Origin of the sequence: Achromobacter spanius (assembly GCF_002966795.1) — a bacterium.
Classification (GTDB): domain Bacteria; phylum Pseudomonadota; class Gammaproteobacteria; order Burkholderiales; family Burkholderiaceae_B; genus Achromobacter; species Achromobacter spanius_D.
Genome location: NZ_CP023270.1, coordinates 5,125,091 through 5,141,668 on the forward strand (window position 1 = coordinate 5,125,091; position 16,578 = coordinate 5,141,668).

At 68.5% G+C, this 16,578-nt stretch carries 8 protein-coding genes; 6 read left to right on the forward strand and 2 right to left on the reverse strand.

The features are described from left to right. Positions 1–53 precede the first annotated feature (53 nt). Positions 54–1,688, reverse strand: a complete 1,635-nt coding sequence (locus tag CLM73_RS23285; RefSeq protein ID WP_105240438.1) for a Na+/H+ antiporter — start codon at positions 1,686–1,688, stop codon at positions 54–56. A gap of 171 nt (positions 1,689–1,859) precedes the next feature. Beyond that, positions 1,860–3,011, reverse strand: coding sequence for an L-talarate/galactarate dehydratase (locus tag CLM73_RS23290; protein ID WP_105240439.1), 1,152 nt, complete (start codon positions 3,009–3,011; stop codon positions 1,860–1,862). A 219-nt stretch (positions 3,012–3,230) separates the two neighbouring features. Here CLM73_RS23290 and CLM73_RS23295 point away from each other — a divergent pair, with 219 nt between their 5' ends. The 6 genes from CLM73_RS23295 to CLM73_RS23320 all read left to right on the forward strand — a co-directional run bounded on the left by CLM73_RS23295 (position 3,231) and on the right by CLM73_RS23320 (position 16,538). Then, entirely contained in the window at positions 3,231–4,232 is a 1,002-nt protein-coding gene (locus tag CLM73_RS23295) for a LacI family DNA-binding transcriptional regulator (RefSeq protein WP_105240440.1), read from the forward strand. Between the two features lie 139 nt (positions 4,233–4,371). After that, entirely contained in the window at positions 4,372–5,286 is a 915-nt protein-coding gene (locus tag CLM73_RS23300) for a GAF domain-containing DNA-binding protein (RefSeq protein WP_234015722.1), read from the forward strand. Between the two features lie 163 nt (positions 5,287–5,449). Beyond that, the gene (ampH, locus tag CLM73_RS23305) at positions 5,450–6,595 is read left to right on the forward strand and encodes a D-alanyl-D-alanine-carboxypeptidase/endopeptidase AmpH (protein ID WP_105240441.1); all 1,146 of its coding nucleotides are present in this window, start codon (positions 5,450–5,452) and stop codon (positions 6,593–6,595) included. Beyond that, entirely contained in the window at positions 6,595–7,764 is a 1,170-nt protein-coding gene (locus CLM73_RS23310) for a hypothetical protein (protein WP_105240442.1), read from the forward strand. The genes ampH and CLM73_RS23310 overlap by 1 nt, the downstream gene beginning before the upstream one ends. Positions 7,765–7,771: 7 nt before the next feature. Next, complete coding sequence (locus CLM73_RS23315) at positions 7,772–9,349, forward strand: serine hydrolase (protein WP_105240443.1); 1,578 nt, start codon at positions 7,772–7,774, stop codon at positions 9,347–9,349. Between the two features lie 136 nt (positions 9,350–9,485). Then, positions 9,486–16,538, forward strand: a complete 7,053-nt coding sequence (locus CLM73_RS23320; RefSeq protein WP_105240444.1) for an autotransporter outer membrane beta-barrel domain-containing protein — start codon at positions 9,486–9,488, stop codon at positions 16,536–16,538. Positions 16,539–16,578 lie beyond the last annotated feature (40 nt).

The following is a 16,578-nucleotide window of genomic DNA, read 5'->3' on the forward strand; positions in this document are numbered from 1 at the left end:
ATACTTTTCGGGTCTACCCGGAAAACCAAACGCTGCCGGCGCGCAGAGCCGCGCTACCGCAGATGCGCTTCATGCAGGTCCAGCAGCCGGCCCTGCTCGCGCGCCAGCGAATCCGAGATGCGATGCGTGCGGGCCAGATGAAAAACCGCCTCGCGGGAAGCGGCAATGGCTTCGAGTCTCAGCTCGCGCTCGATGGCGATCTGCCTGCCCAGGAGCTCGGCGTCGGCCACGCCCGCCGCCTCGCCCGACTGCCGCCGCAACGCGCCGCTCAGGTTCTCCGCCACTTCCAGGTACAGCGCGGCGTTTTCCGGATTCTCCGCGCCCCGGCGCCTTGCGCCGGCCGCGACGCTATCGAGCGCCGCGCGCAACATGGCGTCCTGTGCGAGCGATGCCTCGCGCTGGGTCCGGCTGTTCGGCGCAAAATGCAGTCCGCGCATCAAGGGGGGCAAGGCCACGCTGGCCAGCAACAGCGAAAACACGATGACCATGGCCGCCAGCGACACCGCCAGATCGCGCGCCGGAAACGGCGCGCCGCTGTCCAGCGCAAAGGGAAGCGTCATCACCCCGGCCAGCGTCACCGCGCCGCGCACGCCCGCCACGGAGACGGCCAGGATCACCCGCGCACCGACCTCGGGCGGCTCGGCGCCGCGGCGGCGGGCCGCCATCGCGCTCAGCTTGAGCGACACGGTCACCCACAGCAGCCGGCACAGCACCAGGCCCAGGCAGACGGCCAATCCATACACGGGCAACCACCAAAGGGATTGGCCGCCCGCCTCTTTCGCGGCGGCGGCCAGGCCGGCGAAGATCGTGGGGAACTGCTCACCCAGCAACACGAAGATCATGCCGTTCAGCGTGAACTGCACGGTGTTCCACACGGCCCTGCGCTCCATGCGAGTCGCCGCGAGCGCGCGGCCCGACAGTTCGGAATAGCTCATCATGACGCCGGCCGATACCGCTGCCAGGATGCCCGAGGCGTTGGCGTGCTCGGCCACGAAGTAGACGAAGAAAGGCGTCAGCAGGCTGAGCAACACCTCGGACCCCGGCTCTTCGCCCACCCGGCGCGTGTATATGGTCCGCAATTGCATGATCAGCCACGTCAGCCCTGCCCCGATCGACAGGCCGGCAATGGCAACCCAGAAGAAAGACATCGTGGCCTGCGCCAGCGAAAAAGTGCCGGTCGCCGCCGCCGCAACCGCAAAGCGAAACGCCACCAGGCCGCTGGCGTCGTTGAACAGCGCCTCGCCTTCCAGGATGGCCATCATGCGGCGCGGGATGTGGACGCGCCGCGAAATCGCTTCGACCGCCACCGGGTCCGTCGGCGACACGATGGCCGCGATGGCGAACGCCACGGGCAAAGGGACGTCGGGAATCATCCAGTGGATCAAATATCCGACGCCGATGACTGTCAGGATCACGAGACCGAACGCGAGCTGGATGATGGAGGAGGACTCGCGCAGCACCGCCAGCTTCGATATCCGCCATCCATCCAGGAACAGCAGGGGCGGCAGGAACAACAGAAAGAAGATCTCGGGTTCGATCAGCACGCCACGCTGAAACACGGCCGCGATCACGAAACCCAGACCGATCTGCACGAATGGCAGCGGAACGGCCAACGGCATCATGCGGACCAGCACGCCGCTGAACAGGACGGCGACCAGCATCGCCATGACTACAGTGAAAGTCCCCAATGCAAACCCCTGAACGTCGACCCGCGGGCGAATGCCCGCGGTGCGACGTTACCTTGGCTCATGGGGGCGCGCAATCTCGATCAGGGCCACGCACGCCGGCTGAACGATTGCTTGCCTGACGTTCGGCCGGGGGGCCGTGCGATCAATTCGCCGTGATCTTGCCCACGTCGATTACCTTCTTCCAGAGGGCTTGCCGACCTCGACCGAATCGCGCGTCCACGCGCGCGCCTGATCGCTGAGCGAAATACCCAGGCCCGGACGGGTCGGCACCAGCATGCGGCCGTCGCGGATCTCCAGCCGCTCGTTGAACAGCGGTTCCAGCCAGTCGAAGTGTTCGACCCACGGTTCGGTCGGATAGGCGGCGGCCAGGTGCACGTGCAGTTCCATCGCAAAGTGCGGCGCCAGCATCGCGCCGGCCTGTTCCGCTTGCGACAGGATCTTCAGGAACGGCGTGATGCCGCCCACGCGCGGGGCGTCCGGCTGCACGTAGTCGGCGGCGCGGTGGCGGATCAGCTCGCTGTGTTCGGCCGCGCTCGTCAGCATTTCGCCGGTGGCGATCGGCGTGTCGAACTGCGCGGCAAGCGCGGCGTGGCCTTCGTGGTCGTAGGCGTCCAGCGGCTCTTCGATCCACACCAGATTGAACTGTTCAAAGATGCGGCACATGCGCTGCGCCGTCGGGCGGTCCCATTGCTGATTGGCATCGACCATCAGCGGCACGTCGTCGCCCAGGTGCTTGCGCACGGCTTCGACACGCCGGATGTCCAGTTGCCGGTCGGGCTGGCCGACCTTCAGCTTGATGCCGCCAATGCCGCGTTCGCGCGACGCGCTGGCGTTGACCAGCAGTTGCTCGAGCGGCGTGTGCAGAAAGCCGCCCGACGTGTTGTAGCAAGCGACCGAATCGCGATAGGCGCCCAGCAGCTTGGCAAGCGGCAGGTTGGCGCGGCGGGCCTTCAGGTCGTACAGCGCCACGTCGAAGGCGGCGATGGCCTGGGTCGACAGGCCGCTGCGGCCCACCGACGCGCCGGCCCAGCACAGCTTGGTCCAGAGCCGGCCGATGTCGCTGGGATCTTCGCCGATCAGGACGGGCGCGATTTCCTTGGCGTGGGCAAACTGCCCCGGGCCCCCGGCGCGCTTGGAATAGCTAAGGCCGATGCCCTCGTCGCCGTTTTCGGTCTGCACCTCAACAAACAGCATCGCGACCTCGGTCATCGGCTTTTGCCGGCCGGTCAGCACCTTGGCGTCGCTGATCGGGGTGGCCAGCGGCAGATAGCACGACGAGATACGCAACCAGGCGATGCGGTCGGCGTTGGAAGTGGCGGTCATGGGATTCTCCAGATATCTATGACGACTTGCGCGACAAAAAAAACACACAAATCAGACGCATGGACAACGTTGTCATTTGTAGCCAAATAAAAAGCGCCGGTATGCGGAGCCTGGCTGACGGCGTGAGAAAAACGTTGCAGCTGACGTTCATGATAACGTTGTCCAAAATGCGCGGCAAGCCAGCACGCGATCCGTACAAACCCGCACTCCCCCAGTTCCATGAAGCCCAAATCCATCACCCTGCATGACGTCGCCCGCGCTGCCGGCGTGTCGCTCATCACCGCTTCCCGCGCCCTTGGCAATCCGGGCCGCGTGTCCGAGGCCACCATCGCGCGGGTCCAGCAGGCCGTCACGGAAACGGGGTACATCCCCAATTTGCTGGCGGGCGGCCTGAAGTCGCGGCGCAGCCGCACGGTCGCCGCGCTGGTGCCCATCATCTCGGTCCCGCAGTTCCTGCCCACCATTGAAGCGCTGACTGCCGAACTCGATCGCGAGGGCTACCAGCTCATCCTCGGGCAGATGGGCTATGACCGCGGCCGCGAGGAAGCCTTGCTCAACGCCATGGCCGGGCGGCGCGTCGATGGCGTGGTCGTGGCCGGCCTGTTGAGCGACATCCCCGCCGCGCACCGCCTGCGCGAGATCGGCATTCCGGTGGTCGAGACCTGGGACCTGACCGAGCGCCCCCTCGACATGCTGGTCGGCTTCTCGCATCGGCAGGTGGGCAGCGCCGTCGCCGAATTCTTCCTGTCCAAGGGATGGCGCAACGTGGGCCTGGCCACCGGCGACGACCAGCGCGCCGCCGTGCGCCGCGCGGGCTTTCTGGAAACCCTGGGGCACGACGTGCCCACGGCGATCGTTCCAGCGCCCAGCAACGTGGCGTCCGGCCGTCGCGCCGCCGCCGAACTGTTCGACAAGTCGCCCGGCCTGCAGGCGATCTTCTGTAGCGCCGATGCGCTGGCCGAAGGCGTGCTGACCGAGGCGCGCGTGCGCGGCCTGCGCGTGCCGCAGGATCTGGCGGTCTGTGGATTCGGCGGGGCCGACTTCGCCGCGCACCTGGCGCCGTCGCTGACCACCGTGCAGATCGACGGCGCAGACATCGGCACCCAGGCCGCGCGCGTGCTGATGACGCGCTGCCGCGGCGAGGCTCCGCCAGAGCCCGTCATCGACGTGGGATTCCGGATTGTCGAACGTGAATCGACGGGCACGCCCACTGCGACTTGAGAAGGTGTCAGACACCTGGCTGCGCGCCCGATCGCAACAGCCGGTTGTCAGACCGCGCCGCCGGTAGGAAAATCCCGCCGAGCCGCGCGCGTTCGACAGCGCGTCCCGAAGCGCCCTGCCGCCTCAGAAGGAACCGCCCGTGAAGGATGATGTTGGCCAGTACCAGACTCACCCCGTCACCCTGCTCCACGCCAACCCGACATCGGACTGGCTCTATCACTGCGCGATGAGCCTGCTCAAGCTGCCCGCGGACGATGCGATCTCGGCGCAGCTTGCCTACATGGGCGAGACCTCGGACATCGACCGGGCGTGGATGATCGAGTACCGCCCCGACATGCTGCGGCTGCGCAATACCCATGAATGGTGCCGCGGCCAGACCGAACCGTTCGTCGCCGAACTGCAGGACGTGCCGACCACGCTGATCGCCTGGCTGCACCGGTTCATGGTCAAGGGCCAGGCAGTCGCCATCCACGACGTCAACGACCTGCCGCGCACCGCGCGCGCCATCCAGACCGAATTCCAGCGTCAGGGCAACAAGAGCGTGCTCAGCGTGCCGGTCTGCCATGAGGGCAAGCTGCAAGGCATCATCGGTTTCGACACCACCGCGCGGCACCGGCGCTGGTCCGCCAGCGAGGTCGGCGCGCTGTACCAATGCGCCAACCTGATCGGACAAGCCAAGTACGGAAGCGGCCGCACGCGGGCGCCGCTGGGCAACCCGGCAGCATCCGTCGTCTACCTGACCATGCGCGGCGTGGTCCGCGGCGTCCAGCCCGAAGCCATCGTGGGCGTGCGCTCGGCCGGCAACTACAGCGAGATCTGGCTGGACGACGGCTCGATGGTGCTGGACTCGCGCGCGCTCGGCGTCTGGTCCACGCTGTTGCCCGGGAAGACCTTCTTTCGCGTTCACCGCACCGCCATTGCAAACGCGTTGCATGTCATGGACGTGGACCGCAGAAGCGTCCACCGGTGGCAGATCCGCATGCGGGCCGTGGACGACACGTGGCCGGTGTCCCGCGCGTACCGCAAGCCGCTGCGCGAACGCATGGGAATCTGAACCCGAACCGCCGGCAGAAACGCCAGTAGAAACACCGGCCAATATGCCATTCATCACGCCGGGATGTTGTTTCGTCCTGGCACTGGTGGCTGCGCACCGGGATTTTGGGATCATCGCGGCATGCGCAGGGACACCCGTTCCTCGCCCCTTCAGAGAGATCCGCATGCTGACGTCCCGCCTTCTCCCGCGCATCCCCGTACTTGCCTTGAGCGCCGCCTGCGTGCTGGGTGCAGCCCCGGCCCAGGCCGCCGACCTGGCCTTGCAGGATGCCGTGTCCATGGCCGGCATGCAGCTGTATCTGAACGGCGGCGCGCCGGGCCTCATCATCGCGGCGGTCCGTGGCAACGACGTGGTGGTCCAGGGTTACGGCGAAACCGCGCCGGGCAGCGGCGTCGAACCCGACGGCCAGTCCATCTTCCGGATCGCGTCGGTGTCCAAGGTGTTCGCGGGCGACGTGCTGGCGTCGCTGGCGGCCCAGGGCAAGCTCAAGCTGACCGATCCCCTCTCCAAATACGCGCCCGAGAACGCCAAGGTCGACGCGAACGGCCGCCCGATCACGCTGCTGGACCTGGCGACGCATTCCGCCGGCCTGCCGCGCGAACTGCCCAACCCTGACGCCAAGCCCTCCGATAATCCCTTCGCCGCCTTCGATCGGGCCTACTACTGGAAGTGGATGGGCAGCCACAAGCCGGCCTATGCGCCGGGCACCACCACGCTGTACTCCAACCTGGGCTATGGCCTGCTGGGCGACGCGCTGGCCAAGGCGGGCGGCGCGGACTACTCGACCGTGCTTGCCAACGAGGTCTTCAAGCCCGCCGGCATGACCGACGCCACCAACGTGCTGACCGAGGCACAGAAAAAGCGCCTGATGACGGGCCTCGATCCCTTCGACAAGCCCGACGCCAACGCGGTCGCGCCCGACATCATGTACGCCAGCGCCGGCGTCTATTCCACGGCCGACGACATGGTGCGCTGGATGCGCTGGCATCTGGATGGCGCCAGACAGGCCCGCGAAAACGCCCTGCTGGCGCACACGATGTGGCTGCCGTATGACGGGCTCAAATCCGTTGTCGGCACCGAGGTCACGGACGCCGACGGCATGGGACTCGGCTGGGTGGTGACGCTGCCGCGCAACGGCACGCCGCTGCTGCTGGGCAAGAGCGGCGGCATTGGCGGCTTCATGTCGTACGTGGTGCTGTCGCCCAACCGCGACCTGGGCGTGTTCGTCGTCGCCAGCCGCGTGAATTTCGGGATGTTCAACAACATCCATGCGCAGGTGCGCGAACTGGCGGCTGAGCTGGCGCGGTGATGCGTCTGCATCGGGCGCGGCGCCAGGCCGCGGCGGCGGCGCTGCTTGCCGCGGCCGCGCACGGCGCGTCGGCGCAAGAGGCAAGAGACATCTTCAAGACCGAGATCTTCCTCACGCCCTACAGCGACCTGGCCGATGGCGACGAGTCGTATCCGCGCCTGAACGGCAGGTTCCTGCTGATGACCGGCTACACGGGTTTTTTCGGCGTGCACGACGACAACGGCCAGCTTCCCCGCTCGCACTGGAGCAGCGTGCAGCCCACCGCCGAGGCCGCGCTGGTGCTGCAACTGACGCGCGAGTTTTCGATCCGCACCAAGGCCACATTCAACTCGTCCACCAACGACACCAAGGACAACGCGTTTTCCGATCTGGGCGTGAACCTGGACAACCTGTTCGCCGCTTACACCGCCGACAACTACGCGCTGTACGGCGGCAAGATGGACCTGGGCTTTGGCGACGCCTGGCACGTGGTGGACGGCCTGTACTCGGGCTTTAACGAGAACTCGGAATTTCGCGGATCGATCGGCGTGGGCGGACGCTACACCTTGGGCACGTCGGGCCGCGGCACGCATTCGGTTGCCGCCCTGCTGTTCAAGCGCGACAACACCGCCATGAACCGCAGGTTCAGCCTGGACGGCGGCCTGCTCGGCCCCGACGAGCCGCCGATGTTCAGCGACCAGCTCAAGTCGTTCATCCTTTCGTACGACTTTCGCGACCTGCCCGGATTGCCGGGCATATCGGGCGGGGTGGATGCGGGCCGGCTGCACCTGGATCCGGATCAGGGCAAAAGCGCCAACACGGTGTCGGCGCGCCTCAGTTACGACAGGCCGCTGAATGATGGATGGAGCCTTAACTGGTTCAACGAGGCTACGTATTCCAGCGCCTTTCGCGGCGCGCCGGTTTCCAACGGCAATGGCGTAACCTCGGTGTCGTTGTCGCGGGACCGCTGGCAGGTCACCGCGACGGCCGCCGTGCGCAAGCTGACCGGCGGCGGCCAGGCATTGGCCCGGCATGGCCTGTTGGACAGTACGGATTGGGGAGTATCGGGCGCAGTCACCTACGTCACGCCCGTGGGGTTGATCGTGCAGGCCGGGATCACGCACCAGCACGACCAGGCCTTGCGCCTGAACCAGGGCGTTATTCGCATCGCTTACCAAGCAGGATTCTGAGGCCAACATGCACAGCACAACCACGCGCATCACCGCAACGATCGTTCTTGCCCTGGGCGGCGCCACGTCAGCCTGGTCGCAGTCCGTGCCGATCACCCCCGCCGACTTCCCGCCGGCTGACGCGGTCACGATTCCGGCCGGCAGCCGCGAGCGCGCCGTCGCGGACCTGCCCGGCGTCATCAAGGACATCATGGAACGCAGCCACGTGCCGGGCCTGGCCGTGGCGGTTGTCATCGACGGCAAGACGGTGCTGACGCAAGGCTACGGCACGCGCGAGGTGGGCAAACAAGCGCCGGTGGATGCCAACACCGTGTTCCAGATCGCGTCCATTTCCAAGTCGCTGTCGGCGACGGTGGCCGCCATCCAGATCACCCAGCGCAAGGCCACGTGGGACGACCCCGCGTCGCGTCATCTGCCCGGCCTTGCGCTCAGCAACGCCTATGTGTCCGAGCACGCCACCATCGGCGACTTCTTTGCGCACCGCACCGGGCTGCCTCCCACGGCGGGCGACGATCTGGAAGACCTGGGCTTTTCCCGCAACGACGTCATCGCGCGCCTGCGCCTTTTGCCGCTCACCCCGTTCCGCACGTCGTACCACTACGCCAACTTCAGCACCACGATCGGCGCCGAGGCCATCGCCCGCGCGGCGGGACGCCCGTGGGAGCAGCTGGCCGACGAACAGCTCTTCAAGCCGCTGGGCATGGCATCGACCAGTTACCGCTACGCCGACTTCGAATCGCACGCCAATCGCGCCTTGCTGCACGCGTACCAGAACGGCCGTTTCGTGCAGGCGGGCAAGCGCAACGCGGATGCGCAGGCGCCCGCGGGCGGCGTGTCCTCCACGGTAGTGGATCTGGCGCAGTGGCTGAAACTGCTGCTGGCGGATGGCCAACACCAGGGCAAGCCACTGGCCGCCCCCGGCGCGCTGCTGCCCGCGCTGTCGCCGCAGGCCTTCAGCGCCCCCGCGCCCGATCTGAAATCGCGTTCCGGCTTCTATGGCTATGGGTTCAACGTCAACACCGAAACCGGCGGACGCCCCGCGATGGGGCATTCCGGCGCCTTTCTGGTGGGCACGGGAACCACCTTCCGCATCGTGCCCTCCGCCGGCATCGGCATCGTCGTACTGACCAATGGCGCCCCGGTTGGCGCGGCGGAAGCCGTGGCGGCCACGTTCACCGACACGGCGCTGTACGGCAAGTCCACGCGCGACTGGTATGCGGCGTACAACGGCGCCATGAAGAAGCTGTTCGAACCGCAGGCGGATCTGACCGGAAAGCCCGATCCCGCCAAGCCCGCGGCGCCCAAGACGTTGTCGCAGTACACCGGCACGTTCGACAACCCCTACTACGGCCCCGCCCGGATCGAGGAAGCCTACGGCGCGCTGACGCTGGTGCTGGGACCCAAGGACATGCGCTTTCCCGTGCGTCACTGGGACGGCGACACATTCGCGTTTTCGCCCGCCGGCGAAGCCGAGATGATCGCGTCGCGGGCGTCCATTGTCTTCAAGATGGACAAGGGGCAGGCCCAGGGCTTTGACATCAAGTACTACAACGACAGCGGCCTGGGGCACTGGGTTCGGAAATAACAGCCTCTGCCCGCGAGGCGCGCCGGACGCATCTACGACTAAAGACGGATGTGCGCCGGACGAATCACCCGTATGGTTCGACCTTTTTGCCTAAGCAACCCATGCGCGTCACGGGGGGCAAACTGGATACAGCCGTATGACTCACAGCGCCTCGCCCTTTCGACTCACTCAACTTGCCGCCGCGATCGCGGGGGTGCTGCTGACCGGCACCGCCTCGGCGCAACTGACGTGTCCGCCGGGGGGCAACGGCACCCTGACTTGCAGCTTGTCCGATCAGTACTGGAGCCCGGTGATCGTGACACCCCCCAGTGGGTTCAATTCGCCGGTGCCGGTCATGAACGTCACGTCGAGCTCCCCCATCAGCGCGGGCGTGACCGCGTACACGTCCGCGGGCCTGTCCGCGCTGGCCTTTGGCAATCCTGGCAACACGAGCAGCCTGAACGGCTATAGCGCGGCCGGACTGAACGTGAACAACAGCGGCAGTGTCATCCTGTCGTCCAGCGGCCCCCTCTTCACCAACGGCAACCTGTACGGCATATTGGCGCAGCTGCGCGGCGGCGACGCTGCCTCGTCCAGCAACGACGAGAACGGCGGCGGCGGCGGCAATGCCGGCACCACCTCGGTCGTCACGCTGACCAACACGGGGACGGTGGACATGACGCAGCTGGCTGCGGTCACGACCCCTGGCGGCGCCGCGCTGGCGGCCCTGAGCGAGGGCGGCGCGGGCGCAAGCACCGATGACGATCACAATCCCTATGGCCCCGGCGGGCAATCGGCCGGCGCGCACATCAACAACTCGGGCGCCATCACGGCCACTCTCATGGGCACGGGCCGGTTCGCAGGCATCCAGGCGGCCAGCAACGGCGGTTACGGCGCAACGCAGTACAACGGCGGCGGCAACTACGGCGGCGGCGCGGGTAATGTCTCGATCGTGAACAGCGGCCAGGTGGCCGTGAACTGGACCTGGGCAAACGGCAGTTCCGGCAGCAACGCCGGGCTCTACGGCATCCTGGCTGAATCGCACGGCGGCAACGGCGGCGATAGCGCCACGGGCGGTCTGGGCAACGGCGGGGCCGGCGGCAACGCGAGCAGCGCGGTCGTCACGCTGCAAGGCGGATCCGTCACGGTCAACCAGACCGGAACGTCCCCGGTCACCGGCGCGGGCGTCGCGGCCATTCTGCTGGGCGGGGACGCCGGCAACGGGCTTGCCGACGAAGACTACACAAGCGGCGGCAACGCGGGCAACGCGGGCACCATCACGGCGGGCGCACCGCCTTCGTCGGCGTCCGTGCAGATCAATAACACCGGCACCAGCGTCACCACCACCGGCAGCAAGTTGCCGGCGTTGCGGCTATGGGCGCAGGGCGGCGCGGGCGGGGGCCAATTCAATCAGGGCAGCTATCACGATCGTAATGGCGGCATCGGCGGCATTGCCGGCGACGCCAGCCTGTCGGTCACGACGGCCGGCACGGCGGTTGCCTTGTCGACCAATGGCGACAACTCCCCGGGTGTGCAGACGCTGCAGCAAGGTGGCGCGGGCGGCGTGGGCGCCCCGTACAGCGGAGACGCCCTGGGCTTTGGCAGCAGCAATGCGGGCAATGGCGGGTCGGGCGGCAACGTGGGGAGCCTGACGCTGCAACTGAGCGGCACCAGCGCCGCGCCCATCGGCATCACCACGACCGGCGCGCAATCGCACGGCATCTACAGCCTGTTGCAAGGCGGGCTGGGCGCGTACGGCGGTGAGTTATCCGGCACGCTTTCCGGCGGCCAGGGCGGCAACGGCGGCGCCGGCGGTTCGACCGGCGCCACGACAATGAATCTGCAAGGCACACGCATTACCACGCAGGGCGCCACGGCCATCGGCGTCCTGGCGCAAAGCCTGGGCCAGAATGGCGGCGCAGGCGGCAGCAGCACCCTGACGGTGGCAATCGGGTCCGACGGCGGCAATGGCGGCTCAACCGGCAACATCGGCATCACGACGGACGCGGCCTCCTCCATCGTCACGCAGGGCGCGAACGCGGCCGGCATCGTCGCGCAGACGGCAAGCGGCGCCGGCGGCGTTGCCGGCTCGACCGTCGCCCAGTTGGTGAGCACGCCGGGCGTCGGCGGCTCGGGCGGCGTTGCCGGCTCCATCACCATCAACAACGCGGCAAGCATCAACACCGCTGGCACGCAGGCCATCGGCGTGCTCGCGCAATCGCTGGCCGGTGGCGGCGGCGCGGGCGGCGACGGCTCGGGCATCTTCTTCAGCGAGGGCGGCACCGGCGGGTCCAGCGGCGTCGCGGGCACGATATCCGTCTCCAACGCCGGCGCGATCGTCACGCAGGGCGACGTGGCGATGGGCGTTTTGGCGCAGTCCATCGGCGGCAGCGGCGGCGTGGGCGGCAGCGCGGCCGGCGTCGGCGTGTCGCTGGGCGGCGATCCGACCTCGAACCCCGATCAATCCAATGGCAGTACGGTCAACTTCCACGGCCTCGCGTCGGGATCGATCATCACCAGCGGCGCTTCGGCCTTGGGCGTGCTGGCGCAATCCATCGGTGGCGGCGGCGGCGCGGGCGGGGCCTCGCAGGGCTGGTTCAGCCTGGGCGGCAGCGGCGGCCAGGGCGGCTCCGGCGGCACGGTGATCGGCAACCTGCAGAGCTTTCTCATCCAGACCGCGGGCGACAATGCCCACGGCTATGTCGGCCAATCCATCGGCGGCGGCGGCGGCAATGCCGGCAATGCCAGCAGCACCGGCATCGCCGCCTCGATCGCCATCGGACAGTCCGGCGGCGGCGGGGGCAACGGCAACGCGGTCGTCGCCAACCTGACCAATTCCAGCATCGTCACGCAAGGATCCAAGGCGGCGGGCCTGATCGCCCAATCCGTGGGCGGCGGCGGCGGGGTCGGCGGCCGCGCCTTTGGCACCGCGGTCGGTCCGGCGTTCACCGGCGCCGTCGCGATCGGCGGACAGGGCGGGACGGGCGGCAACGGCGGCCAGGTCAGCGCGCAACTGGTCGGCAGCAGCATCAAGACCGCGCAAGTGCCGCAGTTGACCGGCGTGGGATGCTCTCCCGCGCCCTGCGCCGCCACCAACCTTTTGCCGGTGGACGCCTTCGGCGTGGTCATCCAGAGCATTGGCGGCGGCGGCGGACTGGGCGGCAACGCCACGGCCAACGCCGCAACCATCGCCATCCCGGTCACGCCCAATGGCTCCCAGATCTCCATCGCGACCGCCGTGTCGCTGGGCGGCAAGGGCGGCATCGCCGGGGACGGCCAATACACCACGTTCGCCGCGTCGCAAGGCTCACAGATCACCACCGCCGGCCAGGGATCGCACGGCGTGCTGATCCAGAGCATCGGCGGCGGCGGCGGCGCGGGCGGCGACTCGTCGTCGCTGGCCGCCTCGCTGGGCTACGGCGAACTTGAAGGCACGACGTCGCTGTCCATCGATACGTCGGTCTCATTGGGCGGAAGCGGCGGCGCGGCCGGCAACGGCGGCCCCGTCTGGACGGCGGTCGGCGGCTTGATCAACGTCGCCAACAACGCGGCCACCTTCACGGCCGATGCCGCGTCCAGCCCGCGCAGCAGCATCACGACGTACGGCGATTACGCCAACGGCATCACTGCGCAGTCCATTGGCGGCGGCGGCGGCAATGCCGGATTCGGCAGCACCAACACACAAAACTTCGGCACCGGCACCAACTTCTCGCCGTCGTTCGCGCTGGGCGGCACGGGCTCGAGCGGCGGTAACGGCAACGCCGTGGGCGTGCAGGTCATGCCGTCCGGCCTGGTGCAGACCTGGGGCTCGGGCGCCATCGGCGTGCTCGCGCAAAGCATCGGCGGCGGCGGCGGCGCCTCGCAGGGCGGCTCGTTCACCGTCGCGGGCGCCACCGGCAACAAGGGCGGCAGCGTGTCGTTCAAGACGGGCAGCAACGGCGGTGCGGGCGGCCAAGGCGGCGCGGTCAATGTGACCGTCGGCGGCGCCATCGTCACTGCGGGCGCCGATGCGCCGGGCGTGCAGGCGCAGTCCATCGGCGGCGGCGGCGGCCAGGCGGGCGCAGCCGGGTCCGACGCGTCTTTCGACAATCCCATCCTCGGCACGCTGGACGCGCGCGCGTCCGCAAGCGACGTCGCCAAGGCCATCTACAACTGGACGCAGGGCACAAAGCCCACCGCGTCGCTGCATTTCCAGGCGAGCCTGTCGTTTGGCGGCGAAGGCGGTTCTGGCAACACCGGCGGCGCCGTGGGGCTTGCCATGCAGCCCGGCGCGCTGATCCAGACCACGGGCGACTTTTCCACCGGCATGTTCGCGCAAAGCGTGGGCGGCGGCGGCGGCAAGGGCGGATCGGCATTCGCGACCGGCACGGGGTGGATCGACCCGAAGGTCCTGGACCTGAACACCAACATCACGATGGGTGGGTCCGGCGGCAACGGCGCCGATGGCGGCGCCGTCACCACGTCGCTGGACGGTGGCGCCATCTCGACACAAGGCTTTGCCGCGGCCGGCATCTACACGCAAAGCGTGGGCGGTGGCGGCGGCCACGGCGCAAGCGGGTCCGACGGCTTCGTCGGCACGCTGGCGCTGGGCATTGCGGGCGGCGGCACCGGCGGCGGCGGCGGTTCGGGCGGCGCGGTCACCCTGAACACGAGCGGCGCGTCCACACAGATCACCACGACCGGCGAGGCCGGCTTCGGGGCCGTGCTGCAGTCGGTCGGCGGCGGCGGCGGCTTTGCGGGCGCGGGCACCAGCGCAAGAATCAGCGTGGCGGACGACACCATCCCCGCCTTCCAGATGGAAGTCAGCAGCGGCGTCAACCAGAGCCAGGGCCAGGGCGGCGCCGTCACGGTCAACGACGCGAGCGGTCTGCTGATCACGACCTCGGGCAACAACGCTTACGGCCTGGTCGGCCAGAGCGTGGGCGGCGCGGGCGGCATGATCATCAACTCGCAGAATCAGCAGCGTCCGCAGGGCATCGCGACGTCGATCACGGGCGCGCAGGGCTACGGCGCCGTGTCGGGCGGCGCGGTGAACATCACCCTCTCACCCCAAAGCCGCATCCAGACCAGCGGCACCGGCGCGCACGGCGTGATCGCACAGTCGGTGGGCGCAGGCGGCGGCATCATCGGACTGCCCGGCACCGGCGCAGCGCTGGTCGTGGACCCCAGCCAATCGACCATGATCACGGCGGGCTTCGGCGCCGGCGGCGCGGTCAACGTCAACGCCAACGGCACGGTGGCCGTCAGCGGCCCGGGCGCCATCGGCATTCTGGCGCAAAGCGTGAACGGCGCGGGCGGCCTGGTGCTGACCGCGGACGGCCAATCGGTCTACGCGGGCGGCGGCGTCGCCCCCTACGGCAACAACCTCGACAGCGGCACGGTCGACGTCACGATCGGCCAAGGCGGCGTCGTCTCGGCAACGGGCGCCAACGGCTTCGGCATCTTTGCGCAAAGCGCCAACGCCAACACCGGCGCGACCGTCACGGTGGCCGGCCAGGTCAGCGGCGGCACCGCCACCAACGGCGCGGGCGTCTGGATCGACGGTAACCAGGCAGGCACGTTGGTGGTCGACGCGACCGGCTCGGTGTCCGGCAATGGCGGCGCCGCCATCCAGGCAACCGGCGCCACGCTGGGCGTGACCAACAACGGCACGGTGGCCGGCTCCGTCAACCTGAACGGCGGCGCCATGAACAACAACGGCAGCTACATCGCCGGCGCGCAGTTCGTGGGCGAATCGCTGACCAACACCGCGCTGGTTGCGCTGGGCGGCACGGAGGGCGCGTCGCTGGGCAGCGCCCGCACGCGCTTTACCGGCACCACGCTGATCGGCACGCTGACGCAGACCGCCACCGGCGTGCTGCGGGCCGGCGCCGATTTCAACGTGATGGACGCGGACATGCTGACCGTCAATGGTCCCGCGCAACTGGACGGCGGCATGATGATCGCCCCACGCGCCCTCATGCCCAACCGCGAACTGCCCGTCCTGACCGTCGACGGCCCGCGCACGGGCACGCTGACCGGCGTGGACTCGCCCGTCTTCGACTACGAAACCCGGCAGGTCGGCAACACCACGCGCATCCACGTCGCGGGCGCCAATCTGAACGCCGGCGCGATGCAGCTCAAGCGCAACCAGTCCGGCATCGCCACGCACCTGCAACGCACGTGGGACCAGGGCGGCGCGGCCGCGCTGTCCGGCCTGTACGCCGTCCTGGATACCGCGTCCCGCGACGGCGCGCGCGCCTATCAGGATCGGGTTTCGGACCTGTCTCCGGGCGTGGCGCTGGCGCCTGCCGCGCAAATGCAGTTCGGCCTGGCGCGCTTTTCCAACGCCATGATGTCCTGCCCCACCTTCGCCGGCAGCGGTTCGCTGACCCGCGAGCAGAACTGCCTGTGGGGCGAAGTCACCGCCCGCCGCACCAACCAGGACGCGGCAAACGGCTCGTCGAGCTTCACTTACGACAGCCAGACCTACCAATTCGGCGGCCAACGTGAAGTCGCTCCCGACTGGTATCTGGGCGGCTCGGTGGCCTACCAGAACACCCGGGTCCGCGGCGACGACCGCCGCGTCAGCGGCTCGGGCGATTCGGGCTACGCGGGCATCGTGCTCAAACGGCAGGCCGGCCCGTGGACGTTCTCGGGCTCGCTGGGCGGCGGCTATGGCTCGTATGACCTGACCCGCAACCTTGCCATCGCCAACTTCGACAACGAGGCCACGAGCTCCCCCAATGTCTACAGCTTCGGCGCCCGCCTGCGCGCGGCCCGCACGTTTGACCAGGGCAGCTTCTACCTCAAGCCGTACGCCGACTTGACCGCCAGCTACTCGCGCATGCCCGGCTACAGCGAATCGGGCGATGCATTGCGCCTGAAGGTGGACAGCAGCGACCAATTCGTCCTGGGCCTGGCGCCCACCCTGGAAATCGGCGGCCGCGTCGATTTGCCGCAGGGCGCGATGATGCGGCCGTTCGCCTACGCGGGCGTCTCGTTCCTGTCGGAAGACGGCTGGGAGACCACCGCCCGCCTGCAAGGCGCGTCGCCCAGCGCCGGCAAGTTCACCACCCGCATGCCCACCGAAAACGTCATCGGCCGCGTCGGGGCGGGCTTGCAGGTGGCCAGCGCCGGCAAGGTGGACTTCCGCCTTCAGTACGACGGCGAGTTCGCGTCGCGCGGCTCCAGCCATTCGGGGTCCTTGAAGCTGGCGGTGCCGTTTTAGTCCACCGGACCGCAAACTGTCGTCGAGCAGGTTCCCGTCG

Bases quoted from the DNA above. Each gene is read 5' to 3' on its own strand.
- CLM73_RS23290 (WP_105240439.1), bottom strand. From the start codon at position 3,011: ATGACCGCCACTTCCAACGCCGACCGCATCGCCTGGTTGCGTATCTCG.
- CLM73_RS23295 (WP_105240440.1), top strand. From the start codon at position 3,231: ATGAAGCCCAAATCCATCACCCTGCATGACGTCGCCCGCGCTGCCGGC.
- ampH (WP_105240441.1), top strand. From the start codon at position 5,450: ATGCTGACGTCCCGCCTTCTCCCGCGCATCCCCGTACTTGCCTTGAGC.
- CLM73_RS23310 (WP_105240442.1), top strand. From the start codon at position 6,595: ATGCGTCTGCATCGGGCGCGGCGCCAGGCCGCGGCGGCGGCGCTGCTT.
- CLM73_RS23315 (WP_105240443.1), top strand. From the start codon at position 7,772: ATGCACAGCACAACCACGCGCATCACCGCAACGATCGTTCTTGCCCTG.
- CLM73_RS23320 (WP_105240444.1), top strand. From the start codon at position 9,486: ATGACTCACAGCGCCTCGCCCTTTCGACTCACTCAACTTGCCGCCGCG.